Source organism: Mesorhizobium sp. ESP-6-2, from assembly GCF_020164675.1.
Taxonomy (GTDB): Bacteria; Pseudomonadota; Alphaproteobacteria; order Rhizobiales; family Rhizobiaceae; genus Mesorhizobium.
The window spans coordinates 753,604-777,644 of the sequence record NZ_JAIUGT010000001.1; the positions used below are offsets into that span (position 1 = coordinate 753,604).

General features: G+C 64.4%; 20 protein-coding genes. 10 read left to right on the forward strand and 10 right to left on the reverse strand.

Going from position 1 to position 24,041, the window contains the following annotated elements; all coding sequences use genetic code 11:
- Positions 1 to 93 precede the first annotated feature (93 nt).
- From LB532_RS03730 to LB532_RS03740, 3 genes are all read left to right on the forward strand, one after another.
- Positions 94 to 840: a GntR family transcriptional regulator gene (locus LB532_RS03730; protein WP_140639375.1), complete on the forward strand. Its 747-nt coding sequence runs from the start codon at positions 94 to 96 to the stop codon at positions 838 to 840.
- A 216-nt stretch (positions 841 to 1,056) separates the two neighbouring features.
- The gene (locus LB532_RS03735) at positions 1,057 to 2,571 is read left to right on the forward strand and encodes a malonate--CoA ligase (RefSeq protein ID WP_140639374.1); all 1,515 of its coding nucleotides are present in this window, start codon (positions 1,057 to 1,059) and stop codon (positions 2,569 to 2,571) included.
- A gap of 88 nt (positions 2,572 to 2,659) precedes the next feature.
- Complete coding sequence (locus LB532_RS03740; RefSeq protein ID WP_140639373.1) at positions 2,660 to 3,190, forward strand: hypothetical protein; 531 nt, start codon at positions 2,660 to 2,662, stop codon at positions 3,188 to 3,190.
- A gap of 65 nt (positions 3,191 to 3,255) precedes the next feature.
- Here LB532_RS03740 and LB532_RS03745 read toward each other — a convergent pair whose 3' ends face one another.
- Genes LB532_RS03745 through LB532_RS03765 form a run of 5 tightly spaced genes read right to left on the reverse strand, consistent with a single transcriptional unit; the run spans position 3,256 to position 8,259 of the window.
- A complete protein-coding gene (locus LB532_RS03745) occupies positions 3,256 to 4,368 on the reverse strand; it encodes an NAD(P)/FAD-dependent oxidoreductase (protein WP_140639372.1) in 1,113 nt (370 codons plus the stop codon).
- 9 nt (positions 4,369 to 4,377) lie between these two features.
- The gene (nagA, locus tag LB532_RS03750; RefSeq protein ID WP_140639371.1) at positions 4,378 to 5,556 is read right to left on the reverse strand and encodes an N-acetylglucosamine-6-phosphate deacetylase; all 1,179 of its coding nucleotides are present in this window, start codon (positions 5,554 to 5,556) and stop codon (positions 4,378 to 4,380) included.
- On the reverse strand, positions 5,553 to 6,605 hold the full coding sequence (locus LB532_RS03755; protein WP_140639370.1) for an SIS domain-containing protein: 1,053 nt from the start codon (positions 6,603 to 6,605) through the stop codon (positions 5,553 to 5,555). Before LB532_RS03755 ends, nagA begins: the two co-directional genes overlap by 4 nt.
- Entirely contained in the window at positions 6,602 to 7,384 is a 783-nt protein-coding gene (locus tag LB532_RS03760) for a GntR family transcriptional regulator (protein WP_140639369.1), read from the reverse strand. Before LB532_RS03760 ends, LB532_RS03755 begins: the two co-directional genes overlap by 4 nt.
- Positions 7,381 to 8,259 carry an N-acetylglucosamine kinase gene (locus LB532_RS03765; protein ID WP_140639368.1) on the reverse strand — a complete coding sequence of 293 codons (879 nt, stop codon included), beginning with the start codon at positions 8,257 to 8,259 and terminating at the stop codon, positions 7,381 to 7,383. Before LB532_RS03765 ends, LB532_RS03760 begins: the two co-directional genes overlap by 4 nt.
- Before the next feature lie 199 nt (positions 8,260 to 8,458).
- Between LB532_RS03765 and LB532_RS03770 the strand changes: the two genes are divergently transcribed.
- The 6 genes from LB532_RS03770 to LB532_RS03795 all read left to right on the forward strand — a co-directional run bounded on the left by LB532_RS03770 (position 8,459) and on the right by LB532_RS03795 (position 15,162).
- Entirely contained in the window at positions 8,459 to 9,409 is a 951-nt protein-coding gene (locus LB532_RS03770; RefSeq protein ID WP_140639367.1) for an N-acetylmuramic acid 6-phosphate etherase, read from the forward strand.
- 117 nt (positions 9,410 to 9,526) lie between these two features.
- Complete coding sequence (locus LB532_RS03775; RefSeq protein WP_140639366.1) at positions 9,527 to 10,786, forward strand: ABC transporter substrate-binding protein; 1,260 nt, start codon at positions 9,527 to 9,529, stop codon at positions 10,784 to 10,786.
- Between the two features lie 239 nt (positions 10,787 to 11,025).
- The gene (locus tag LB532_RS03780) at positions 11,026 to 11,955 is read left to right on the forward strand and encodes a carbohydrate ABC transporter permease (protein ID WP_140639365.1); all 930 of its coding nucleotides are present in this window, start codon (positions 11,026 to 11,028) and stop codon (positions 11,953 to 11,955) included.
- Positions 11,956 to 11,965: 10 nt separating this feature from the next.
- Positions 11,966 to 12,805: a carbohydrate ABC transporter permease gene (locus tag LB532_RS03785; RefSeq protein ID WP_140639364.1), complete on the forward strand. Its 840-nt coding sequence runs from the start codon at positions 11,966 to 11,968 to the stop codon at positions 12,803 to 12,805.
- Positions 12,806 to 12,875: 70 nt separating this feature from the next.
- Positions 12,876 to 13,937: a Gfo/Idh/MocA family protein gene (locus tag LB532_RS03790; protein WP_140639363.1), complete on the forward strand. Its 1,062-nt coding sequence runs from the start codon at positions 12,876 to 12,878 to the stop codon at positions 13,935 to 13,937.
- Positions 13,938 to 14,163: 226 nt separating this feature from the next.
- Positions 14,164 to 15,162 (forward strand): ABC transporter ATP-binding protein, encoded by a 999-nt coding sequence (locus LB532_RS03795; protein ID WP_140639362.1) that lies wholly within the window; start codon positions 14,164 to 14,166, stop codon positions 15,160 to 15,162.
- 52 nt (positions 15,163 to 15,214) lie between these two features.
- Here LB532_RS03795 and LB532_RS03800 read toward each other — a convergent pair whose 3' ends face one another.
- The 5 genes from LB532_RS03800 to LB532_RS03820 form a co-directional block, all read right to left on the reverse strand.
- Positions 15,215 to 16,060 carry a fumarylacetoacetate hydrolase family protein gene (locus LB532_RS03800; protein ID WP_140639361.1) on the reverse strand — a complete coding sequence of 282 codons (846 nt, stop codon included), beginning with the start codon at positions 16,058 to 16,060 and terminating at the stop codon, positions 15,215 to 15,217.
- 168 nt (positions 16,061 to 16,228) lie between these two features.
- Positions 16,229 to 16,960, reverse strand: coding sequence for an SDR family oxidoreductase (locus tag LB532_RS03805; RefSeq protein ID WP_140639360.1), 732 nt, complete (start codon positions 16,958 to 16,960; stop codon positions 16,229 to 16,231).
- Positions 16,961 to 17,215: 255 nt separating this feature from the next.
- Positions 17,216 to 19,588: an aldehyde dehydrogenase family protein gene (locus LB532_RS03810; protein ID WP_140639359.1), complete on the reverse strand. Its 2,373-nt coding sequence runs from the start codon at positions 19,586 to 19,588 to the stop codon at positions 17,216 to 17,218.
- Between the two features lie 69 nt (positions 19,589 to 19,657).
- Positions 19,658 to 20,698, reverse strand: coding sequence for a deoxyribose-phosphate aldolase (deoC, locus tag LB532_RS03815; protein WP_140639358.1), 1,041 nt, complete (start codon positions 20,696 to 20,698; stop codon positions 19,658 to 19,660).
- Positions 20,699 to 20,906: 208 nt separating this feature from the next.
- The gene (locus tag LB532_RS03820; RefSeq protein WP_140639357.1) at positions 20,907 to 21,734 is read right to left on the reverse strand and encodes a ferredoxin--NADP reductase; all 828 of its coding nucleotides are present in this window, start codon (positions 21,732 to 21,734) and stop codon (positions 20,907 to 20,909) included.
- A gap of 222 nt (positions 21,735 to 21,956) precedes the next feature.
- Here LB532_RS03820 and LB532_RS03825 point away from each other — a divergent pair, with 222 nt between their 5' ends.
- On the forward strand, positions 21,957 to 24,041 hold the full coding sequence (locus tag LB532_RS03825; RefSeq protein WP_140639356.1) for a hydantoinase/oxoprolinase family protein: 2,085 nt from the start codon (positions 21,957 to 21,959) through the stop codon (positions 24,039 to 24,041).

Consider the following 24,041-nt stretch of genomic DNA (forward strand, 5'->3'; position numbering starts at 1 on the left):
TCGAGGCGCGCGCGGTAGGGTACGTGTACGGAAAGGGAACTGTTTCTCGGACTCGAATTGCCCAGGACCGGAATTGGGGACAAGGAGCCGATTTTGACATACGCAGCTGCCAATCTGAACGACGACGGCACAGGCTCGAAAAGTACGCTCGCCAGCACCGTCTATCATCAACTCCGAGCCGATCTTCTGCGGGGTGCCCTTGAAACCGAGAGCAAGCTGCGGGTCGAGTGGGTCGTTTCCAAATATGGCGCAGGCGCTTCCCCGGTTCGTGAGGCTCTCAATCGCCTGGCCTCGGAAGGGCTTCTCGGTCGGCATGACCAGCGAGGCTTCTTCATCATGCCGGTCAGCGCGGCAGAGCTCGAGGAACTGACGCGTACCCGTTGCTGGCTCGAGGAACTGGCGCTTCGCGAATCCATCGCCCACCGCACCGCCGAATGGGAAGAACAGCTGGTTCTGGCACTGCATCGGTTGGGGCGCACCTCGCGCCTCATGCCACCGGATCTGTCGGCGCTCAATCCGGACTGGGAGAGACTGCACCGCACTTTCCACCGTGCGCTGATCTCGGCCTGCCGGTCGCAATGGCTGGTGGGGTTTTGCGACCAGCTTTCCGATCACGCCTACCGCTACCGGCGAATGGCCAGCAACGGGGAAGGCGTCCAGCGCGACGATTTTGCAGAGCACCGCCTGATCGCGGAAAATGCGCTGGATGGTAATGCCGACGCCGCGGTCGAAGCCCTGCTCAACCACTATCGCCTGACGGCAGCAATGTGCATGGAGCGCTTCAAGCAGGTCGAAGCATCAGAGCCGGCCAGCGCCAGGGCCGAGCGCACGCCACGTTAGCGCCGCATCGCGCCCCAAGCCTTTGCCGCCCCACCGCCAAGGCCTTCCGCTTTCGCCCGACGGCATGATCATGGCGGCCGCGTGGAGCCGCCCTTGCGGGCTTGACGGGTCGGCAAGAACCACCAACAGTCTGGCGCCGTGCAAAGCGGCCGAACCGGAAGCAGGCCCGGCTCCGTCCGGATGCATGCCTTTCTCCGCCAGACGCAGGAAGACCTCATGAGCAATCATCTGTTCGACATTTTCCGGTCCCGGATGCCGAAGCCCGGACGCCTGTTGATGCGGACGGATGACGGTCGCGTGCTGACCTATGGCGACATGCTGGCGCGCTCGGCGCAACTGGCGCACGCGCTCTTGCAACTTGGCGTCGAGCCCGGCGACCGCGTCGCGGTGCAGGTCGAGAAGAGCCCGGAGGCTGTGTTGCTGTACCTCGCCTGCCTGCGCGCCGGCGCCGTCTTCCTGCCGCTCAACACCGCCTATACGCTGGCCGAACTCGCCTATTTCTTCGGCGACGCCGATCCCCGGCTGGTCGTCTGCGATCCGGCACGGGCAGCCGACATCGAAACCCTGGCGCAAAAATGCGGAGCCCTTGCCGCCACCCTCGACGGCAAGGGGGAAGGATCGCTGACGGACCAGGCGTCGCGGCAATCGCCCGACTTCCACGACGTGGCGCGCGGTCCTGACGATCTCGCGGCGATCCTCTACACGTCGGGAACGACCGGCCGCTCGAAAGGCGCCATGCTCAGCCACGAGAACCTCGCCTCGAATGCGCGCGTGCTGGTCGACTATTGGCGCTTCACATCAGACGATGTGCTGGTCCACGCGCTGCCCATCTTCCACACCCATGGCCTGTTCGTCGCCACCAACGTCATCCTGATGGCCGGCGCCTCAATGCTGTTCGAGCAGAAATTCGACGCAGGGCGCGTCGTCGCGCTCTTGCCGGACGCCACGGCGCTGATGGGCGTGCCGACCTTCTATGTCCGGCTCTTGCAGCAGGACGGGCTGACCCGCGAGGCGGCAAGGAACATCCGCCTGTTCGTTTCCGGCTCGGCGCCGCTGCTGGCCGAGACGCACAGGGCCTGGCGCGAGCGCACCGGCCACGCCATTCTCGAGCGCTACGGCATGACCGAGACCAACATGAACACCTCGAACCCCTATGATGGCGAACGCCGCGCCGGCACCGTCGGCTTTCCCTTGCCCGGCGTGTCGTTGCGCATCGCCGACCCCGACACTGGCGGGCCGCTTGCCCAAAGCGAGGTCGGCATGATCGAGGTCAAGGGGCCGAATGTCTTCTCCGGCTACTGGCGCATGCCGGAAAAGACCAAAGCGGAATTCCGCGACGACGGCTTCTTCATCACAGGCGATCTCGGCATGATCGACGCCGACGGCTATGTCCACATCGTCGGCCGCGGCAAGGACCTGATCATCTCGGGCGGCTACAACATCTATCCCAAGGAGCTCGAAAGCGAGATCGACGCGCTTGACGGCGTCCTGGAAAGCGCCGTCATCGGCGTTGCCCATCCCGATTTCGGCGAAGGTGTCACCGCTGTCGTGGTTCGCGCGCCGGCCTCGGCCATCACGGCCGCCGAGATCCTCGGCGCCATCGCCGGGAGGGTGGCAAAATACAAACACCCGAAGCGGGTGATCTTCGTCGACGAACTGCCGCGCAATACGATGGGCAAGGTGCAGAAGAATCTTTTGCGCGATAGCTACAAAGATCTCTATACATCCTAGTTGCACGGTTGCGCCCGGTCCTGTCGCTCCTGCCTGGACGTTTCGCAATTTCGCCCCACGTCGTGTGCATCCTTCTGAGGAGGTTGCAATGACCGCGTCGCGTTTTTCGAATGTCGGGATTTCCCGTTCGGCAATGCTGTTGGGGATTCTCTTTTCCCTTTCCATGGCCGGCGCCGCGGCGGCTCCACCGGCTGACGATCTCTACCGGTTTTGCCGCCAGGTGCGCAATGACGATACCATCAGGGGTTATTCCCCCGCGCTTCGCGACGGGACAGTTCAAGCGTTCAAGAAACTGGTTCCGGATGCAAAAGGCACGCCCGACGATTCCGAACTTGGGACACAGGCCCAGTATCGCTGCATGAACGGCAAGGTCATGGCCTGCTTCGTCGGTGCGAACCTGCCTTGCGTGAAGATGAATGCCACCCGCGACAATCCAGGAGCGGACGAGTTCTGTCGGCGGAATCCGAACGAGGATGGCGTACCGGCCGTGGCGACGGGCCATGACACGGTCTTCTCCTACAGATGCCGTGACGGCAAGGCCGAAGTCACCGGTCAGACATGGAAGCTCGACAAAAGGGGATTCGCCAGGAAGCTATGGACCGCTCTTCCGGATCGCTAGCGCAATGCAGGAAAAGTGCGTTTCTGTTCCAGGCGGACACAAATTGAACGTCAACGCGCAGCTTCTCAGCCTGGGTACAATAGCGCTGCAACATGGTCGGCGATCGCCAGGCTTGCCGTCAGGCCAGGGCTCTCGATGCCGAACAGATTGACGATCCGGCCCGCGCCATGGTCGGCCGGCCCCTGTATCACGAAGTCGGCCGCCGTCTGGCCGGGACCGGATAGTTTCGGCCTGATGCCGCAATAGGCCGGCTGCAAGGCACCGTCAGCAAGGGCGGGCCAATAGCGTCGGATCGCCTCGTAGAAGACGGCGCTTCGGCCCGGATCGACCGTGTAGTCGACCTGGTCGATCCATTCGACATCGGGCCCAAAGCGCGCACTTCCACCCAGGTCGAGCGTCAGATGCACGCCGAGGCCGCCATTGACCGGCACCGGATAGATCAGTCGCGAGAACGGTGAGCGGCCTGAAAGTGCGAAATAACTGCCGCGCGCCAGCCAGAGCGGCGGTACGAGATCTTGAGGGAAACCTTCGATGCGGCCGGCGAGCGCCTGTGCGTCGAGGCCCGCGGCGTTGACGAAAGCGCCGGCTTTCAAGCGAAAAATCCCGCCATCGGCGTCGCGCGTGGCGATTTCGATGCCGTCGGGCGTGATTGCCGCCCCGGCCACGCCGGTCAGGAAGGCGAACGACGCACCGGCTGCCTCCGCGTCGCCGCGCAGCGACAGCATCAGCGCGTGGCTGTCGACGATGCCTGTCGATGGCGACAGCAGCGCGCCGGCGCAGCTCAGCGCCGGTTCGAGGCTTTCTGCTTGTGCGGCGGTCAGCAAGTCGAGGTCGTCGACGCCGCATTGTTCCGCATTGGCCCGGATTGCATCCAGCCGCGCCAACTGGCCCGGTTCGACGGCGACGATCAGCTTGCCGGTGCGTCGATGGCCGATGTCGCGCTCGCGGCAATAGGCATAGAGCCGTTCGCGTCCTTCGACGCAGAACCGCGCCTTCAGGCTCCCCGGCGCGTAGTAGAGCCCGGCATGGACGACTTCCGAGTTGCGCGAGCTGGTAACGGTGCCGATCGAGGCGGCCTTTTCGATAACCAGCACCTCATGGCCCGACAGGGCGAGCGCCCTGGCAATGGCGAGCCCGACGACGCCGGCTCCGGCAACGACGCAATCGACGTCAGCCATGGCCGGCTTTCACTGTTGACCGCCGGCGCCGGCCGAAAAAACCCTGTCGCCGCCGATCCAGACACTTTTGATGTCGAGATCGTCCGAAAGCGAAACGATGTCGGCGGCGGTACCCTTGGCGAAGCGCCCGAGTCGGTGCGACTGGCCGACCGCCTGTGCCGGATAGAGAGACGCCATGCGCAAGGCCTCGGAAAGCTCCACGCCCACGCTGCGGTGGGTGAAACGCACGGCCGAGATCATGTCGAGATCCGCACCGGCCAGCGTTCCATCGGCAAGCCGCAGGCTGCCATCCCTGCGGTAGATGGTGCGGCCGTTGAGCGTGAAGGAGGTCATGTCGGTGCCGATCGTCGCCATGGCGTCGGTGACCAGCACGATCCTGCCCGGCCCCCGTTTGGCTCGGAGCGCTATTGCGATGGTGGCGGGATCGACATGGATGCCGTCGGCGATCAGTCCCGCGGACAGGCCGCCGATGTCGATGGCGGCGCCCGCCAGTCCCGGCTCCCGGTTGCCGATCTGGCTCATGGCGTTGAACAGATGCGTGACCACGCTGGCGCCGGCCTCGCTGAAGGCTTTGGCTGTGGCGTAGCCGGTGTCGGAATGGCCGAGGCTGACGATGATGCCGGCCTTGGCCAAGGCCGCCACGCGGGTCGCCTCGACGGATTCGGGCGCGATCGTGGTGAGCAGCACCGGGAGCTTGGCTCGCGCCGCGATCAGCATCGCCTCGTCCTTGTCCGTCATCGACCGGATCAGCGCCGGGTCATGCGCGCCCTTGCGGGCGATCGACAGATGTGGACCTTCCAGATGCAGCCCGAGGAACCCCGGTACTTTCCGCAGTGCCGACGCCTCGCCGGCGGCAATCGCCCCGGCGGTGATATCGGCTGTATCGGTGATCAGCGTCGGCAGCAGCGCCGTGGTGCCGAACGGCGCATGCGCCCGGCAGATGGTCTCGATCGAGGCGACATCGGGGTGGTCGTTGAGCATGACGCCGCCGCCGCCATTGACTTGGATGTCGACGAAGCCCGGAGCCAGCATGCCGCCGCCGGTGTCGACGCGGCGGATATCCGGAGCAAGCGCGCCGGTGGGCAGGATGGCCTCGACCAGGCCGTCGCGCACGACGAGGGCATGACCGTCATGCCAGTCGTCGCCGTCGAAGATACGGGCGCCGGTCAGGGCGAAACGGTCGCTCATACGGTCTCCGTCACCTTGCGAAGGTTGCGCGGCGTGTCCGGATCGAGACCGCGGTGGCGGGCAAGCGCCTCGACGAACACGTAGAAGGACACGATCAGCGCCAGCGGATCGGTCAGCGGATGGCCGGTGGCGACATGCGGCAGGCGTATGGCCTTGTCCGCCAGCATCGAGGTGACGAAGACCGGCGCCCCCTTGGCAGCCAGGCTGTCGGCGGCTTCGGCCACGGACGGTTCGGACGCGTCGCGCGCGGCCAGCGCCAGCACCGGAAAATCGGGGCCGATCAGCGCCAGCGGGCCATGCATGACTTCGGCAGCACTGTAGGCCTCGGCATGCATGCCGCAGGTTTCCTTGAATTTCAGCGCCGCTTCGTTGGCCATCGCCGCGGATGGGCCGCGGCCGAGGATGAACAGCGACTTCTGCTTTTCGATCGTTTCGACGAGCACGCTCATCCAGTCGCAGGCGATCGCCTTGCCGAAATGCTCGGGCAAGCGGGCGAGCGCCTTGAGAAGCGCTTCGTCGCCGGTGGAATGCGCCATCAGAGCAAGGCCGGCGACGGCGGAATTGACGAAGGTCTTGGTCGCCGCGACGCTGCGCTCGGGCCCGGCCAGGATGTCGATCGCATGGTCCGAGGCGCGCGCCAGCGGTGAATCGGCGGTGTTGGTGACGGCGATGGTCAGCGCGCCACCTGCCCGTGCGGTTTCGGCCATGGCGACGATGTCGGGGCTCTTGCCCGACTGCGAGATCGCGAGGCACGCGGAGCCGCCGAGCCTGAGCGTGCGACCATAGATCGAGGCGATCGAGGGGCCGACCGAAGCCACAGCCAGACCAGCGGTGAGTTCGACCGCGTACTTCATGAAAGTAGCGGCATGGTCGGACGAGCCGCGCGCCACGGTGACGACGAAATGCGGATCGCGCTCGCGAATGCCGCGGCCGGCTTCGGAAAGCACGGCGCCGGAACCGTCGAGCAGGCGGGCGACGGCTTGCGGGATCTCCTCGATCTCACGCCGCATATGGGTCGGCTCAGTCGATTTGTTCGGCTCGGTCGTCATGGTCGGCCCTCTTCGCTCGGCCCTGTCAGCCGCAATTCGGCGACGAAATCATAAGCGTCGCCCCTGTAGATGGAGCGGGTGAACTCGATCACCTTGCCACTTGCCAGATAGGAGATACGCTCGATGTGCAGGCCGGCAATGCCCGGCGGCACTTCGAGCAGGCGCGCGTCGCCGTCGCCGAGATTGGCTGCCGAGATGCGCTGCACCGCGCGCACCGGCCTGTTGCCGGTCAATTCCAGGGCTGCGTAGAGCGAGGAGCCAATTCCAGCGGGGTCCGGCAGCACGCTGGCCGACAGCGAGGCGCGTTCGATCGCCAGCGGCGTATCGTTGGCGATGCGCAGGCGCGCCACGCGCGCCACCAGTTCGTTCGACGAAAGGCCGAGCACCATCATCTCGTCGGGCGAGGGCGCGTAAAGGCCGCGGTCGAGCCAGGCCGAGCGCACCGCCATGCCGCGCCGCGCCATGTCCTCGGTGAAGGAGGTCAGCCGCGACAGCGACTGCTCGACCCGCTCCATGCGCGGCGCCACGAAGGTGCCGGAGCCGTGGCGCTGGACCAGGATGCCGCCCTTGACCAGGTCCTGCACCGCCTTGCGCACGGTGACACGCGAAATATCGGCCTTGATGGCAATGTCGCGCTCGGAAGGCAGCGCGTCGCCGGGCCCGATCAGGCCGCGGTTGACGGCATCCTCGATGCTCTTCCTGAGCTGCAGGTAAAGCGGCGCACCGCTTTGCGAGGATTGCTTGAGCGTAGCGAAGATCTGGTCGGCGGCGTCGCTCATCGAGCCGCTCCCCTCGGCGCGAACAGACGGACCGCCATCTGCACGGCGCCGCCGAGCGCGTCGTCGAGCGGCTCCCGAAGCAGCGCCCGGTAGCGTGCCGACAGGCGCGGCGCGTAGAGCGGCGCCAGCCCGCCGAGCAGGCAGAGCGGCGCGTCGTCTGCCAACTCCAGCGCGCCGAGCGAGGCTTCGACATCGGCGACCGCCTTGTCGAGGATCCAATTGGCGACCGCGTCGCCCCTTTCGGCATGTTCGAACACTTTGGGGGCGAAGCCGCCGAAGTCGCCGGGCTTGGCATTGGTGGTGAATTCGACCACGTCCTCCGGATTGTCGCGGAACACGGCCATCATGCTGTCGGTCAGCGGCGTGCGCGCGCGCACGCCATCATGAGCAAGCAGGGTCTGTTCGAGCAGGTCGCGACCGATGCGGGCGCCGCTGCCCTGGTCGCCGACCTGGAAGCCCCAGCCGCCGATGGCGCGCGACTTGCCGTTCTTGCGCGCCATGTAGGCGGTGCCGGTGCCGAGGATCGCCATGGCGCCGTCACCGGAACCGACGGCGCCTTCGAGCGCGATCTCGGCGTCGGTCTCGACGCGGCTGGTGCTGAAGGGCAGGATCGCCTCCAGCTGCTGCCGGTAGGTGCCGACATTGGCGCCGGCGAGGCCGAGAATGGCCGGCGTTTGCGGGATCATCTCGGGATCCTGGCCGGCCGCGACAAAGGCTTGCCGCGCCGCCTCCACGATGTTCGCCCGGGCGCCGGTCAGGTCGGTGCGGATGTTGGCGGCGCCGCTTTTGGCGCGGCCGAGGACCGTGCCGTCCGCCATTGCCAGGGCCGCCCTGCAGCTGGTGCCGCCGCCATCGATGCCAAGCACGAATTTCACGTGATTTCTCCTCCGGGCGGATAATACCAATAAAATACCAATAGCCAAGGGTTAATTTCCGCTGCAAAAAGATCAGAGCGTATTTTATTGAAAAACTTGGCCGTTTGCCTGCTCCAGCGATTTCGGCATCGCGAATTCGTTAATGCGTGTGGACAAGTGGTATTTTTTTGGTATTGTTTTCCGAGTTGGAGGAACTGGGATGGCCGAAACGCGCACCGAAGCGCTGCATAGGAACGCCGAGGGGCTGGATATCCAGGCACCCGAAGCCATCCTTGCTTCGCTGGTCGACGCGCAGGTCGAGGCCGCGAAGACCGTGCGCGATGCCATCCCTTCCCTAGCCAAAGCGGCCGAGAGTATCGCCGGCAGCCTGAAGGGCGGCGGCAAGCTCGCCTATGCCGCGGCCGGCAGCTCCGGCCTGATGGCGCTTGCCGATGCGCTGGAACTGCCTGGCACCTTCGGCATTCAGCGCGACCGCATCGCCATTCTGATCGCCGGCGGCGACGACGCCTTCAGGACGCTGGCCGGCGGCCCCGAAGACGATACCGAGGAGGCCGCGACGGCGGTCGCCAACGCCGGCATCGGCAAGGGCGACTGCCTGATCGCCGTTTCCGCCAGTGGCACGACGCCCTATGCGCTGCGGGCGATCGAGGAAGCCGCCCGTCGCGGTGCGACCACCATCGGCATCGCCAACAACCGGGACTCAGCTCTGCTGCGTCTGTCTGGAACCGCCATCCTGCTCGAAACACCGCCGGAAGTGATCGCCGGCTCGACGCGCATGGGCGCCGGCACGGCCCAGAAGATCGCCCTCAACATGCTGTCGACGCTCGCCGCCATCCATCTCGGCCATGTCCATGACGGCTACATGGTCAATCTCGTGGCCGACAACAGCAAGCTGCGCGACCGCGCGGCGCGGATCGTCGCGGCCATCAGCGGCGGCAGCCGCGACGACGCGGCCCGCTTGCTCGAAAAGAGCGGCGGTGCGGTCAAGACCGCCATCCTGCTTGCCGCCGGCGCCGACAGCGCCGACACGGCGCAGAAGATACTGGAAGAGGCCGGCCAGAAGCTGCGGCCGGCCCTTTCCGCGCTGGGGCATGATCCCGAAAAGTGGAGACCGCTTTTCTGGAAAGATCATGCTCGAACAAAGAAATAGAGCCTGTTTCATCCCGGTGTCCATCGGGGTGAAACAGGCTTGCGAGGGGAGCAAGGGGCGCAACGCCTCTGTTCTCATCAAAACCGAACCTGAAAAAGGTCAACAGGGAGACTGAGCATGACAACGAAACTACTGACGGCACTGCTTCTGGGCACCAGCATTCTCGGCTCCGCCGGGGTGGCTTACGCCGAGGACGTAACGCTCAACATCGAAAGCTGGCGCGGCGACGACCTTGCCATCTGGAAGGACAAGCTGATCCCGGCTTTCGAAGCCAAGAACCCAGGCATCAAGGTGGTGTTCGCGCCCTCGGCGCCGACCGAATATGACGCGGCTCTCGGCGCCAAGCTCGCCGCCGGTTCGGCGGGCGACCTGATCACCTGCCGCCCGTTCGACAAGTCGCTCGAGCTGTTCAAGAAGGGCAATCTCGCCGACCTCTCTTCGCTGCCCGGCATGGAGAATTTTTCGCCGGTGGCCAAGTCCGCCTGGCAGACCGACGACGGCAAGGCGACCTTCTGCGTGCCGATGGCGTCCGTCATCCATGGCTTCATCTACAACAAGGACGCCTTCGACAAGCTCGGCATCAAGGTGCCGGAGACCCGCGACGAGTTCTTCGCCGCGCTCGACAAGATCAAGGCCGACGGCACCTACATCCCGATGGCGATGGGCACCAAGGATCTCTGGGAAGCCGCGACCATGGGCTACCAGAACATCGGCCCCAACTACTGGAAGGGCGAGGAAGGCCGCGCGGCCCTCATCAAGGGCGAGCAGAAGCTGACCGACAAGGACTGGGTGGCGCCCTATGAGGAACTGGCCAAGTGGAAGCCCTATCTCGGTGACGGTTTCGAGGCGCAGACCTATCCGGACAGCCAGAACCTGTTCACGCTCGGCCGCGCCGCCATCTACCCGGCCGGCTCGTGGGAAATCGGCCTGTTCAACACCCAGGCCCAGTTCAAGATGGGCGCCTTCCCGCCGCCGGTCGAGAAGGCCGGCGATACCTGCTACATCTCCGACCATACCGATATCGGCATGGGCCTGAACGCGGGGTCCAAGCATGCGGACGCGGCCAAGACCTTCCTGTCCTGGGTGGCCTCGCCGGATTTCGCCACCATCTACGCCAACGCGCTGCCGGGCTTCTTCAGCCTGAACTCCTCGCCGGTGAAGATGGAAGACCCGCTGGCGCAGGAGTTCGTCTCCTGGCGCGGCAAGTGCAAGTCGACGATCCGCTCGACCTACCAGATCCTGTCGCGCGGCACGCCGAACCTCGAGAACGAGACCTGGGTCGAATCGGCCAATGTCATCAACGGCACCGATACGCCGGAAGCCGCTGCCAAGAAGCTGCAGGACGGCCTCGACAGCTGGTACAAGCCCGCCAAGTAAGGTTCGGGCAATGAGCTGGGCCGTTCCAAGTGGACGGCCCAGCGTTTTTCGATAGCATCGACTGCGAAGGACGGCGCCGCCCTTTATCCGCCTGCCGGCACCTTCTCCCCGGTGAGAAAGGGAGTTGCCGCAACGCTGGCGACCTCCTCTCTCTGTTCTTCACCAGGGGAGGGTAAGGATGAGGGGCAGCGCTGTTGTCGAAAGCATTTTCCCAGACCTGATCGGCAGGGACCGAACTCATGGCCGCAGATATCAGACCGAAACGACCGTTCCGCTGGCATATCGCCGTCTTTCTGGCGCCGGCCGTGCTCGTCTACACGGCGATCATGATCCTGCCGCTCGCCGGCACTTTGCAGCTGTCGCTGTTCCGCAACATCGAGCAATCCCAGGTCTTCGTCGGCCTGGACAATTTCCGCACTCTGTTCGGTGATCCCAACTGGTCGGTGAATTTCTGGAATGCGTTGCGCAACAATGTCTGGTTCTTCATCATCCACATGCTGGTGCAGAACCCGATCGGCGTGCTGCTGGCCGCACTTCTGTCCAGCCCCAGGCTGCGCTTTTCGGCCTTCTACCGCACGGCGATCTTCGTGCCGACCATCCTGTCCTTCGTCATCGTCGGCTTCGCCTGGAAGCTGATCCTGTCGCCGCTGTGGGGCGTGGCGCCGCATATGATGGACATGGTCGGCCTCAAAAGCCTGTTCACGCCGTGGCTCGGCAAGGAGCAGTACGCGCTGACCGCGCTTAGCCTGGTCTCTGTGTGGCAGTTCGTCGGCATTCCGATGATGCTGATCTACGCCGCGCTGCTGTCGATCCCCGACGAGGTGATCGAGGCGGCCGAATGCGATGGCATCACCGGCCTGTCGCAGTTCTGGAAGATCAAGCTGCCGCTGATCCTGCCCTCGATCGGCATCATCTCGATCCTCACCTTCGTCGGCAATTTCAACGCCTTCGACCTGATCTACACCGCGCAGGGCGCGCTCGCCGGGCCGAACTATTCGACCGACATTCTCGGCACCTTCCTCTATCGCGCCTTCTTCGGCTTCCAGCTGCAGGTCGGCGATCCCAATATGGGCGCCACCATCGCCACGATCATGTTCCTGATCATCCTCGGCGGTGTCTGCGTCTACCTCTTCCTCATCCAGACGCGCCTGCGTCGCTACCAGTTCTGAGGGGCGAGAGATGAGCACTGCCACCCGTTCGCTGCCCCGCGCCATCGGCGCCCATGCGGTCCTGTTGACCTACACGGCGATCGCGCTGTTCCCGGTGATCCTTGTCATCATGAATTCGTTCAAATCCCGCGCCGGCATTTTCGGCGCGCCTTTGACGCCGCCGACGCCAAAGACCTTCGACCTGATCGGCTACACCACGGTGATCGGCCAGGGCGACTTCATCCACTACTTCCAGAACAGCCTCGTCGTCACCGTCGCCTCGCTGTTCTTCGTGTTGCTGTTCGGCGCCATGGCTGCCTTTGCGCTGTCGGAATACCGCTTTCGCGGCAATACGCTGATGGGCCTCTATCTGGCGCTGGGCATCATGATCCCGATCCGGCTGGCCACCGTCGCCATCCTGCAATTGATGGTGGCGAGCGGGCTGGTCAACACGCTGACGGCGCTGATCCTGGTCTACACCGCGCAAGGCCTGCCGCTGGCCGTCTTCATCCTTTCGGAATTCATGAAACAGGTGTCCGACGACCTGAAGAACGCCGGCCGCATCGACGGCCTGTCGGAATACACCATCTTCTTCCGGCTGGTGCTGCCGCTGGTGCGGCCATCGATGGCGACGGTCGCCGTCTTCACCATGATCCCGATCTGGAACGATCTGTGGTTCCCGCTGATCCTGGCGCCGTCGGAAGAGACCAAGACGGTGACGCTCGGCGCGCAGCTCTTCCTTGGCCAGTTCGTCACCAACTGGAACGCCATCCTGGCCGCGCTCTCGCTGGCGATCATGCCGGTGCTGATCCTCTACGTCATCTTCTCGCGGCAGCTGATCCGAGGCATCACGTCAGGAGCCGTCAAGTGAGCGGAGACCGACAAATATCTGTCAGAGCCCTCACCCTCTCAAGAACAACTGCAATATCTGGAGCAACTCGGTGAACTCTGAATCGCCCCTTCGCGTCGTCGTCGCCGGCCTCGGCAATATGGGCCGCAGCCATGCGCTGGCCTATCACACCAATCCGGGTTTTCAGATCGCGGCGCTGATCAACCGTTCCGACGTGCCGCTGCCGGAACGATTGTCCGGCTATGGCATCAGGCGCTCCTTCGACGATGCGCTGCGCGACGAAAAGCCCGATGTCGCCTGCATCGCCACCTATTCCGACAGCCACGCCGACTATGCGGTGAGGGCGTTCGAGGCCGGCTGCCATGTCTTCGTCGAAAAGCCCCTGGCAACGACGGTCGCCGACGCCAGGCGCGTCGTCGCGGCCGCCAAGGCCAATGGCAGGAAACTGGTGATCGGCTATATACTGCGCCACCATCCGTCCTGGATCAGGCTGATCGCCGAGGCGCGCAAGCTCGGCGGCCCTTATGTCTTCCGCATGAACCTCAACCAGCAGTCCTCCGGCCATACCTGGGAGACGCACAAGCAATTGATGCGCACGACCTCGCCGATCGTCGACTGCGGCGTGCATTATCTCGACGTCATGCTGCAGATCACCGACGCCAGACCGGTCGAGGTGCGCGGCATGGGCGTGCGGCTGACCGACGAGGTCGCGCCCACGATGTACAATTACGGCCACCTCCAGGTGCTGTTTGATGACGGCTCGGTCGGCTGGTACGAGGCCGGCTGGGGTCCGATGATTTCGGAAACCGCTTTCTTCGTCAAAGATGTCATCTCGCCGAAGGGCTGCGTGTCGATCGTCATGAAGGAGGGCGTTAAGTCCGACGACATCGACACTCACACCAAGACGTCGACCATCCGCCTGCACAGTGCCGAGACCGGCGCGGATGGCAAGTTCGCCAAGCCGGACGAGATGCTGTCGATGGAAGGCGAACCCGGCCACCAGGATCTCTGCGATCTCGAACAAGCTTTTGTCCTCAAGGCGATCCGCGAGGATATCGATCTCACCCGCCATATGGAGGACGCAGTGAAATCGCTCGCCGTCTGCCTTGCCGCCGACGAGAGCGTGCGCAGCGGGAAGGCGGTGCGGCTTTGAAGGGTGATATCTCATCAGGGGCTGCGCGCTACGGCACTCCCCTCTGGCCTGCCGGACATCTCCCTCTCAAGGGGGGAGATCATCTGTCCCGTCCATCTTCGCCAATCACCGACATTGCAAGAAGAGTACCTTGGTTGAAGCTGCCAATCTCCCCCCTTGAGGGGGAGATGGCCGGCAGGCCAGAGGGGGGTGCCCTGGCGCCCACTCATCAATTTGGAGGACTGCCGTGGGCTCGCTGAAGATCGAGAATGTCAAAAAGGCCTTCGGCCCGGTCGAGGTGCTGAAGGGCATCGACCTCGAAGTGACGGATGGCGAATTCGTCGTCTTCGTCGGCCCGTCGGGCTGCGGCAAGTCGACTTTGCTGAGGGTGATCGCGGGGCTGGAGGATTCGACCTCGGGCCGGGTGGTCATCGATGGCGCGGATGTCTCGGCCACGCCGCCGGCCAAGCGCGGCATCGCCATGGTGTTCCAGACCTATGCGCTCTATCCGCACCTGACGGTCAAGAACAATATGGGCCTCGGCCTCAAGCAGGCCGGCACGCCGGCGGCCGAGATCGATCGGCGCATCGGCATCGCCTCGTCCATGCTGTCGCTTGAGCCCTATCTGGAAAGGCGTCCCGCCGAACTCTCCGGCGGCCAGCGCCAGCGCGTCGCCATCGGCCGCGCCGTGGTGCGCGAGCCAAAGCTTTTCCTGTTCGACGAGCCTTTGTCCAATCTCGACGCGGCACTGCGCGTCAACACGCGGCTGGAAATCGCGCAGCTGCATCGCCGCCTCAAGGCGACGATGATCTACGTCACCCACGACCAGGTCGAGGCGATGACGCTGGCGGACAAGATCGTGGTGCTGAATGCCGGAAAAATCGAGCAGATCGGCGGACCGATGGAGCTCTACAATGCGCCGGCAAACGAGTTCGTGGCCGGCTTCATCGGCTCGCCGAAGATGAACTTCATCGACGGCGCTCGCCTCGGCGAAACCGCCAAAACCATCGGCGTGCGGCCCGAGCATCTGACCGTTGACCCGAAATCCGGCGCCTGGAAAGGCACCGTCGTGCATGCCGAGCACCTCGGCGCCGACACCAATCTCTACCTCGACTGCGAAAAAGCCGGGCTGATCACCGTGCGCATTTTCGGTGTTTATGACGCCGAGCCCGGCGCGACGCTCTACGCGACGCCGGATCCGGCGAGGACCTACCGGTTTGGGGCGGACGGGAAGGTGCTGAAGTAAGCTGGCGACTGGTCTTCCTTCTCCCACAAGGGGAGAAGGAAGAAAGCCGGTACTACTCGTCCGCCTTGAACGTCTGCTTCTGCTGGCCGAGCCCTTCGATGCCCAGCTCCACCACGTCGCCGGCCTTCAGGAACACCGGCGGCTTCATGCCCAAGCCGACACCGGGCGGCGTGCCTGTCGAAATTATGTCACCCGGATGCAGCGACATGAACTGGCTGAGATAGGACACGAGATAGGCGACGCCGTAGACCATGGTCTTGGTCGAGCCGTTCTGCATGGTCTTGCCGTTGACGGTCAGCCACATCTTCAGGTTCTGCGGGTCTGCTACTTCGTCCTTGGTCACCAGCCACGGGCCGGTCGGGCCGAACGTGTCGCAGCTCTTGCCCTTGGTCCACTGGCCCTGGCGCTCGGCCTGGAAGGCGCGCTCGGAGACATCGTGCGCGACGCAGTAGCCGGCGACATAATCGAGCGCATCGGCCTGGCTGACATATTTTGCCGTTTTGCCGATGACCACGCCGAGCTCGACCTCCCAGTCGGTCTTCTCCGAGCCGCGCGGGATCAGCACGTCATCGTCCGGTCCGACGATGGCCGAGCTGGCCTTCATGAAGATGATCGGCTCCGGCGGCACGGTGGCCCCGGTCTCGGCGGCGTGATCGGAATAGTTGAGGCCGATGCAGATGAACTTGCCGGTGCCGGCAACGCAGGCGCCGAGCCGTGGCTTGCCGGAAACCACCGGCAGCGACTTCGCGTCGAGCTTGGACAGCATCTCCAGCGAGGCCGGATGAAGCGTGGTGCCGGCAATGTCGGCGACATGGGCGGAGAGATCGCGGATCGTTCCATCCGCATCGAGCAGGCCGGGACGTTCGCTCCCCACCTCGCCATAGCGCAGCAGTTTCATTTAAACCCTTCTCCTGGTTGCGGCCTCGCGGCCTTTTGCAAACTCTTCACCGAAACGAATGGCTCTTTTGAGGAAGCCGGCGGACCGTACCATCGGCCTGATACGGGGCAAGCGCGGACATCCTATCGTGATAGCCGGTGAGCGGGATTTTCAGACTCCTCGATCCGGTCAGATCGACCAGCCACCATCGATGTTGTAGGCCTGCCCGGATGTGTAGGTGGCGCCGGCCAGGTAGACGGCCAGATCGGCGATTTCCTCCGGCATGCCGAGCCGGCCCATCGGCTGGCGCGCGATGAAGGCGGCGCGAGCCGCTTCATAATCACCCTGCGCATGCATGCGATCCTGCAGCGACGGGCTTTCGACCGTACCGGGGCAGATGGCGTTGCAGCGTATGCCCTTGCCGACATAATCGGCTGCGATTGCCTTGGTCAGGCCGATCACCGCAGCCTTGGTGACGCCATAGGCGAAACGGTTCGGCACGCCCTTCTGCGAGCTCGCCAGCGAGGCCATATTGATGATCGACCCGTCGCCGCGCTCCAGCATGCCGGGCAGCACGGCGCGGATGGTGCGGATCATGGCGCGGACGTTGAGGTTGAGAGCGAAATCGAGATCGCTGTCCTTCATCTCCAGGATCGAGCCGGAGTGGACGAAACCGGCGCAGTTGAACAGCACGTCGACGCGGCCGATGCCGGCGAAGGCGGTGTTGACCGCCTCGTCATTGAGCACGTCGACCTTGCGGGTTTTGATTCCTGCGGTCTTGGCGAGTTCCGCCAGCAGCGTCTCGTTGATGTCGGTGGCGTGGACCACGGCACCTGCCTTGGCGAAGGCGAGCGCGCTTGCCTTGCCGATGCCTTGCGCCGCTGCCGTGATGACGACGACCTTGCCTGCCAGATCCGCCATGCTGTTCTCCTCCTGGGTTAACTGCCTTTATCGGCGGCCTGCAAAGGCGTCATGTGCCAGTCACAGGCCATGATGTGGCCTGCTCTGTCAGTTCACAGATAAAGATGTTTTTTCTCGTTAAAGAACATAAGTCCTAGCGTCAAGCCCGAACCGGATCTCCATTGTGACAGCAGGCCGGCAGCGCCGGAATCGGCCCAGGCGGGCCGCCATCCTCGGGCTTGTTGCTGCCGTTGCCCGGTCTGTCTCGACGGCGGCTTAGTCGCCGTAGGGCACCCAGACATTCTTCACCTCGACGGCGCGGCGCAGCAAAGCATCGCCAGCGGCTTCTTCCGAGGCCCAGTCGAGGCTACGGCCATTGCCGCTCCAGATACGTTTGAGGTTGCCGACGGACTCGGCCTCCGCCTTGGCGCATGTCTCGGCATCGGCGAACAGCCAGAGCCCGTCGACATCGTCATGCTTGGCCAGCACGCCGGCAAGCTCCGCAGTGCGGCCGGTGACGATGTTGATGGCGCCGGCCGGAACGTCGGAATATTCGAGGACCTGATAGAGATCGGTGGCGAGCAGCGGATGGCGCTCCGAAGGCACCGCGACCACCGTGTTGCCCATCGCCAGCGCCGGCGCGACCAGTGAGATGAACCCGAGCAGCGGCTGATTGTCGGGCGCGACGATGCCGACGACGCCAACCGGCTCATGCAATGCCAGCGTCACGGCCCGTGCCGGCGGCTGGTGCACGCGCCCCTCGAACTTGTCGGCAAGTCCGGCATAGAGGAACAAGCGCTCGATTGACTGGTCGACCTCCTCGCGTGCCGCCTTGGCGGTCGCGCCCGTGAGCTGGACGAGACGGGCGGCGAACTCCTCCGCCCGGCCGGAGAGGTTTTCCGCCAGATAGTAGAGCACCTGTGAGCGGTTGTAAGCGGTCGCCTCCGGCCAGCTCTTGCAGGCCCGCGCCGCGGAGACGGCATCGCGTATATCCTTGCGGTTGCCCAAGCCGACTTCGCCGGCAAGCTTGCCCTTGGCGGTGACAACCGCCAGCGAGTAGTTGCCGTCCGGCCGGACTTGCTTGCCGCCGATGAACAGTTTTGCCGTCCGGTCGATTGCTGTGCCATCGGCCTGCTCGACCGGTTGTGTCGAGGCTGCCGCCGGCTTGATGACCGGGCCAAGCGGCAGCTTTGCCGTGAGATATTCGAACATGCCTTCGCGCCCGCCCTCGCGGCCGAAACCGCTCTCGCGGTAGCCGCCAAAGCCGCAGGCGGCGTCGAACATATTGGTGCCGTTGACCCAGACGACACCCGCTTTCAATTGCGGCGCGACGTGCAAGGCAAGATTGACGTTTTCGCTCCACACCGAAGCGGCAAGGCCATAGCGGGTGTTGTTGGCGAGCTCGATCGCTTCCTCGGTGTTGCGGAAGCTCATAGTGGCCAGAACCGGTCCGAAAACCTCTTCTTGGGCCAAAACGTTAGCCGGCGAAACGCCCGTCGCCAGTGTGGGCAGGTGGTAATAGCCCGACGATGGCAGCGCCACATCTGGCTGCCAGCAGACAGCACCTTGTTTTGCGCCTTCGGCCACTAGGCCCCTGACGCGGTCGAGCTGCGTCAGATCGACCAGCGGGCCGATATCGGTGTTCTTGTCCAGTGGGCTGCCGACGCGCAGCCGGCTCATCCTGACCTTGACCTTGGCGATGAAGGCTTCGGCGATGCCTTCCTGCACCAGCAGCCGCGAACCGGCGCAGCAGACCTGTCCCTGGTTGAACCAGATGCCGTCGACCAGACCTTCGACGGCGCTGTCGAGATCGGCATCCTCGAATACGATGAAGGCCGACTTGCCGCCAAGCTCCAGCGACAGCTTCTTGCCCGAGCCGGCGGTAGCGTTGCGGATGATCTTGCCGACTTCGGAAGAACCGGTGAAGGCGATTTTCTGGATGCCGGAATGGTTGACGATGGCCGCACCCGCTTCCGGGCCGCCCTGCACGATGTTGACTACGCCTTTCGGCACGCCGGCGCGTTCGCAGATCTCGGCGAACAGGATGGCTGTCAGCGGCGTGAACTCGGCCGGCTTCAGCACCACCGTGCAACCGGCGGCCAGCGCCGGCGCGATCTTCCAGGCCAGCATCAGCAGCGGAAAATTCCACGGGATGATCTGGCCGACGACGCCGACGCCCTTGTGGCCGGGGAAATCCCTGTCCAGCGCCTGCGCCCAGCCGGCATGATGGATGAAGTGGCGGATCGCCAGAGGCACGTCGATATCGCGGCTTTCGCGGATCGGCTTGCCATTGTCGATTGTCTCAAGCACCGCGAACAGGCGCTGGTGGCGCTGCATGGCGCGGCCGATGGCGTAGAGCACTTTGGCCCTGGTATAGCCCGAGGATGCCGACCATTTCGGCAGCGCTTTGGTGGCCGCCGCGACCGCCGCGTCGATGTCGGCGGCGCCGGCATCCGACACCTTGGCCAGCAGCTTGCCGGAAGCAGGCTCGCTGGTCTCGAAGGTCTTGCCGCCGCCAGCCGCCTTCCAGGTGCCGTCGATGAACAGCGCCTTGGAAAAGTCGCGCCCGGCAAGCCAGGCGTCGGCCTCGTTGCGGGCTTCCGGCGCCGGGCCGTATTCCATGGCGTGATAGCGTTCGAGAATGTTCATGGTCGGCTCCTTTGTGAGGAGATTGTTATCAGAGAAAGCACCCTGCGGCGTTCAAGGCTTCACTCCGCCTCACGCCATCGCGTGGCGATGATTGGCCGAATAGTGCCCGGTCAGGTGATGCTCGAGCTGCCGCTCGATGTCCGTCAGCAGGCTCGAGGCGCCGAAGCGGAACAGCTCCGGTTCCAGCCATGGCCGGCCGAGTTCTTCCTTTATCAGCACCAGCCAGTCGAGCGACACCTTGGCGGTAGAAATGCCGCCGGCCGGCTTGAAGCCGATGAGATAGCCTGTCTCCTCGAAATAGGCCCTGATGGCGCGCACCATGGCAAGGCCGACGGGCAACGTGGCATTGACGCTTTCCTTGCCGGTCGAGGTCTTGATGAAATCGGCGCCCGCCATCATCGCCACCATCGAGGCCAGCATCACGTTGCGCAGCGTGGCGAGGTCGCCGGTGCCGAGAATGACCTTCAGATGCGCATCGCCGCAGGCGGCGCGCATCGAGACGATCTCGTTGTAGAGCTCCCGCCATTTGGCCCCGAATACCAAACCGCGCGGGATGACGACGTCGATCTCGTCGGCGCCGTCGCGCACCGAGGCCTCGATCTCCTGGAGGCGGGTCGACAGCGGCGCAAGACCATGCGGGAAGGCGGTGGAGACGGCGGCGACATGGACGCCGGTGCCGCGCACGGCGTCGACCGCGGTGGCGACGAAGGGATGGTAGACGCAAACGGCGGCGGGCCGGATGATCTCGCCCGCAATGCCCAAGCCCTCGACGATGTCACGGCGCAACGGGTTGATCGCCTTGGCGCAGAGCCGGCGCACGCGCTCTTCCGTGTCGTTGGAGTTCAGCGTCGTCAGGTCCATGCAGGCTATCGCCCGCAGCAGCCAGGCCGCCTGGTTGTCGGCCTTGATCGAGCGCCGCTTGGTCAGGCTGGCGACGCGCCGTTCCAGCGCCGAGCGATTGACGCTGCGCACCGATTCCAGGAAGCCCAGGTCGAGCTTCATGCCGGGATTGCGCGCGATGCGATGATCCAGCGGGAGGGCGGTGTTGGCGGCGGCGCGCGCCGGCAGCGGCATCACCTTGGCCTCGGCCTCGCGGATTGTGCTGCTCATCTCCTGCCCTTTCACTCAGCGACTGCGCTTATGTCTTGGTGCATGTCGTCTTCCCAAAACCGTTGGGCACTTTGGGGCGACACGCACGAAGATAGCTCGCGAAGCCGCGCTTCACGAGTCCTCAAGCGAGGGATAGCTGAAAAAGGCCGCGAAAGCAGCTAATTTTTGACCAGAAGGTCAAAGCTCGATCGTCGGGGAAGAGCAGACCTCAGCCGACGAAGGCGCGCTCGACGACAAAAGTCGAGGGATGGCTGAGCGAGCCTTCCTGGAAACCGAGGCTCTCGGCCATTTCCTTGACATCCTTGAGCATATGCATCGAGCCGCAGATCATGATGCGGTCGGTCTCGGGATTGAGCTTCTCTATGCCGAGGTCGGCGTAGAATTTGCCGGAGCCGATGAGCGCGGTAATGCGACCCATGCACGCCGACTCCTCGCGGGTGGTGGAGTTGTAAAGCGTAACACGGCCGCCGGTCAGTTCGCCGATCAGCGGGTCGCTTTCGAGCGCCGCCACCAGTTCCTGGCCATAGGTCAGCTCGGCATTGTCGCGGCAGGTGTGGGTCAGGATCAGCTGTTCGAATTTTTCATAAGTGTCAGGGTCGCGCAGCAAGCTGGCGAAGGGCGCGATGCCAGTGCCGGTGGAGATCATCAACAGCCGCTTGGCCGGCGTCAGCGCGTCGACCACCAGCGTGCCGGTCGACTTCTGGCGCATGATGACGGTGTCGCCGACCTGGATCTTCTGCAGCTCCGAGGTCAGCGGGCCGTCCGGCACCTTGATGGAAAAGAATTCCAGCTCTTCGTCCCAGGCCGGGCTTGCCACGGAATAGGCGCGGAACACCGGCTTCTCGGCATTGGGCAGGCCGATCATGACGAATTCGCCGGAACGGAAGCGCAGCGACTGCGGACGGGTGATGCGGAACGAGAACAACCGGTCGGTGTAGTGCTTCACCGAGACCACGGTTTCGGCATAGACATTGGCCGGAATCGGAAATTGCAGCGGGCGGGCGCCGGCGGTGTTGAACGCGGATGTGGTGTTCATCAAATCCAACCTTCTGGCCCAACTCACGGACGCGGGCGCCAAACCTTATTCCTGCGCGCCCGAACCGTTCAGGTCCCGGCATGCTGCTCGCACACTCCAAAGCGGTAAGCTCTTGTGTCCGGAATTTATTAGTATACAAACGATATTTGCGTCAAGATGCCGCCGTAAAACACCTTTCCAAACTGTGACATATCCGTAGTCCCAGCATTTCGGGTTTCGACAATGAAAGAGAATTTTTCGGTGCAGCAGCCGGATTCCCTGGGCAGTGTCGTCGCCGGCATCGATGTCGGCGGAACCTTCACCGACCTGCTTCTGATCGACGGCAGGCACAGTGGCAAGGTGCATATCGCAAAGACGCCGACCACGGTCGACAACCAGGCTTTCGGCGTCGTGTCGGCGCTTGGCGGCACGAGTTTTCCCATCGACGGCATCGACCTCATCGTGCACGGCACGACCACCACGACCAACGCGGTGCTGGAGCGCAGGCTGGCGAAGACCGGCATGATCACCACGCGCGGCTTCCGCGATGTGATCGAGCTCGGCCGGCGCACGAGGCCGCAGCCCTACGGCATGACCGGCACCTTCGTGCCGATCATCCCGCGCAATCTCAGGCTCGAAGTGTCGGAGCGCGTCGAAGCGACGGGCGCCATCCGCACGCCGCTCGACGAGACCGAAATGCGCAGTGCGGTGAAGACGCTGATCGATGCCGGCTGCGAATCCCTCGTCATCCACTTCCTGCATTCCTACGCCAACCCTTCGCACGAGCGGCGCGCCGCCGAGATCGCCGCCGAACTCTGGCCGAACGGCTACATCACCACGGGTCATGCGCTGCTGTCGGAAGCGCGCGAGTTCGAGCGCGGCGTCACCGCCTCGGTCAACGCTTCGGTGCAGCCGATCCTCGAACGCTATGTCGAGCGGCTACGCAAGGAGTTGGCTGATAAGGGCTATGCCCGCGACTTCCTGATCATGAACGGCAATGGCGGCATGATCTCGGCCCGCTTCGTCACACGTGAATCGGCCAAGACCGTGATGTCCGGCCCGGCCTCCGGCGTCATCGCCGCCGCCTATACGGGCAAGCGCGCCGGCTTCGAAAACCTCGTCACCTACGACATGGGTGGCACCTCGACCGACGTGGCGCTGATCCGCAACGCCGAGCCGGCCGTCTCGAACGAAATCGAGATCGAATATGCCATGCCCATCCACGTGCCGATGGTGGCGGTGCATACGGTCGGCGCTGGCGGCGGCTCCATCGCTCGCGTCGATGCGGCCGGCCTGATCCAGATCGGCCCGGAAAGTGCCGGCGCCAATCCCGGCCCGATCTGCTACGGCCGCGGCGGCCTGGAGCCGACCATCACCGACGCCAATCTGGTGCTCGGCCGGATGGCACCGAAGAAGCTGCTTGCCGTCGACAATCCGGTCACATCAGAGCGCGTCACCGGCATTTTTGCCGACAGGATCGGCAAGGCGACCGGCCTGTCCGGCGTCGAAGCAGCCGGCGCGGTGCTCAGGCTCGGCAACATGAAGATGGCCGGCGCCATCCGCATGGTGTCGGTGTCGCGCGGCCATGATCCGCGCGATTTCGCGCTGTTCGCCTTCGGCGGCGCCGGCCCGCTGCACGCCACCGCTTTGGCACGCGAACTCGGACTGCCCCGGGTGCTGGTGCCGGCCCGGCCGGGCATCACCAACGCGCTCGGCTGCGTTGTCGCGGACCTGCGCCACGATTTCGTCAACACCATCAACCAGCCGGTAGGCGTTTTTGATGAAAGCCGCCTCCATCAGGTATTGGAGCGGCATCGAAACGAAGGCGAGGAGCTGATCGCCAAGGAGGCCGTGAAACCGGAGGTCATCCGCGTCACCCATTCCGCCGACATGCAGTTCGTCGGCCAGACCCACATCATCAACGTGCCGCTGCCGTCCTCGTCGGTGACCCGGCAGCAGCTGCAGGCGCTGTTCGAAAAGGCTTATTTCGCGCGCTTCAAGGTCGAGCTGCCGGAAATCCGCGCCAATCTGGTCAACTTGAACACCTCGGTGACGGGTGTCAGGCCGGCGATCGATCTGTCGCGGCTGATCGACCCCGCCGGGCGGGCAAAGACGCTCGACGAGGCCCGGCGCGAGATCCGGCCGGTCTGGTACAGCGGGCGCTGGCATGACACGCCCGTATACGCACGCGAAGAACTGCCGCTCGATGTGATCATCGAAGGGCCCGCGATCCTCGAACAGATGGACGCTACCACGGTGCTCGAACCCGGCGACCGCGCCCGCTCGGACGCCGACGGCAACATCATCATCGACATCGGCGAGGCCTGA

Excerpts from the sequence above, each read along its gene's own strand:
- LB532_RS03735 (WP_140639374.1), top strand. The coding sequence starts at position 1,057 with ATGAGCAATCATCTGTTCGACATTTTCCGGTCCCGGATGCCGAAGCCC.
- LB532_RS03820 (WP_140639357.1), bottom strand. The coding sequence starts at position 21,734 with ATGAACACCACATCCGCGTTCAACACCGCCGGCGCCCGCCCGCTGCAA.
- LB532_RS03775 (WP_140639366.1), top strand. The coding sequence starts at position 9,527 with ATGACAACGAAACTACTGACGGCACTGCTTCTGGGCACCAGCATTCTC.
- LB532_RS03740 (WP_140639373.1), top strand. The coding sequence starts at position 2,660 with ATGACCGCGTCGCGTTTTTCGAATGTCGGGATTTCCCGTTCGGCAATG.
- LB532_RS03755 (WP_140639370.1), bottom strand. The coding sequence starts at position 6,605 with ATGACGACCGAGCCGAACAAATCGACTGAGCCGACCCATATGCGGCGT.
- LB532_RS03800 (WP_140639361.1), bottom strand. The coding sequence starts at position 16,060 with ATGAAACTGCTGCGCTATGGCGAGGTGGGGAGCGAACGTCCCGGCCTG.
- LB532_RS03825 (WP_140639356.1), top strand. The coding sequence starts at position 21,957 with ATGAAAGAGAATTTTTCGGTGCAGCAGCCGGATTCCCTGGGCAGTGTC.
- LB532_RS03770 (WP_140639367.1), top strand. The coding sequence starts at position 8,459 with ATGGCCGAAACGCGCACCGAAGCGCTGCATAGGAACGCCGAGGGGCTG.
- LB532_RS03785 (WP_140639364.1), top strand. The coding sequence starts at position 11,966 with ATGAGCACTGCCACCCGTTCGCTGCCCCGCGCCATCGGCGCCCATGCG.
- LB532_RS03745 (WP_140639372.1), bottom strand. The coding sequence starts at position 4,368 with ATGGCTGACGTCGATTGCGTCGTTGCCGGAGCCGGCGTCGTCGGGCTC.
- deoC (WP_140639358.1), bottom strand. The coding sequence starts at position 20,698 with ATGAGCAGCACAATCCGCGAGGCCGAGGCCAAGGTGATGCCGCTGCCG.
- LB532_RS03810 (WP_140639359.1), bottom strand. The coding sequence starts at position 19,588 with ATGAACATTCTCGAACGCTATCACGCCATGGAATACGGCCCGGCGCCG.
- nagA (WP_140639371.1), bottom strand. The coding sequence starts at position 5,556 with ATGAGCGACCGTTTCGCCCTGACCGGCGCCCGTATCTTCGACGGCGAC.
- LB532_RS03760 (WP_140639369.1), bottom strand. The coding sequence starts at position 7,384 with ATGAGCGACGCCGCCGACCAGATCTTCGCTACGCTCAAGCAATCCTCG.
- LB532_RS03780 (WP_140639365.1), top strand. The coding sequence starts at position 11,026 with ATGGCCGCAGATATCAGACCGAAACGACCGTTCCGCTGGCATATCGCC.
- LB532_RS03805 (WP_140639360.1), bottom strand. The coding sequence starts at position 16,960 with ATGGCGGATCTGGCAGGCAAGGTCGTCGTCATCACGGCAGCGGCGCAA.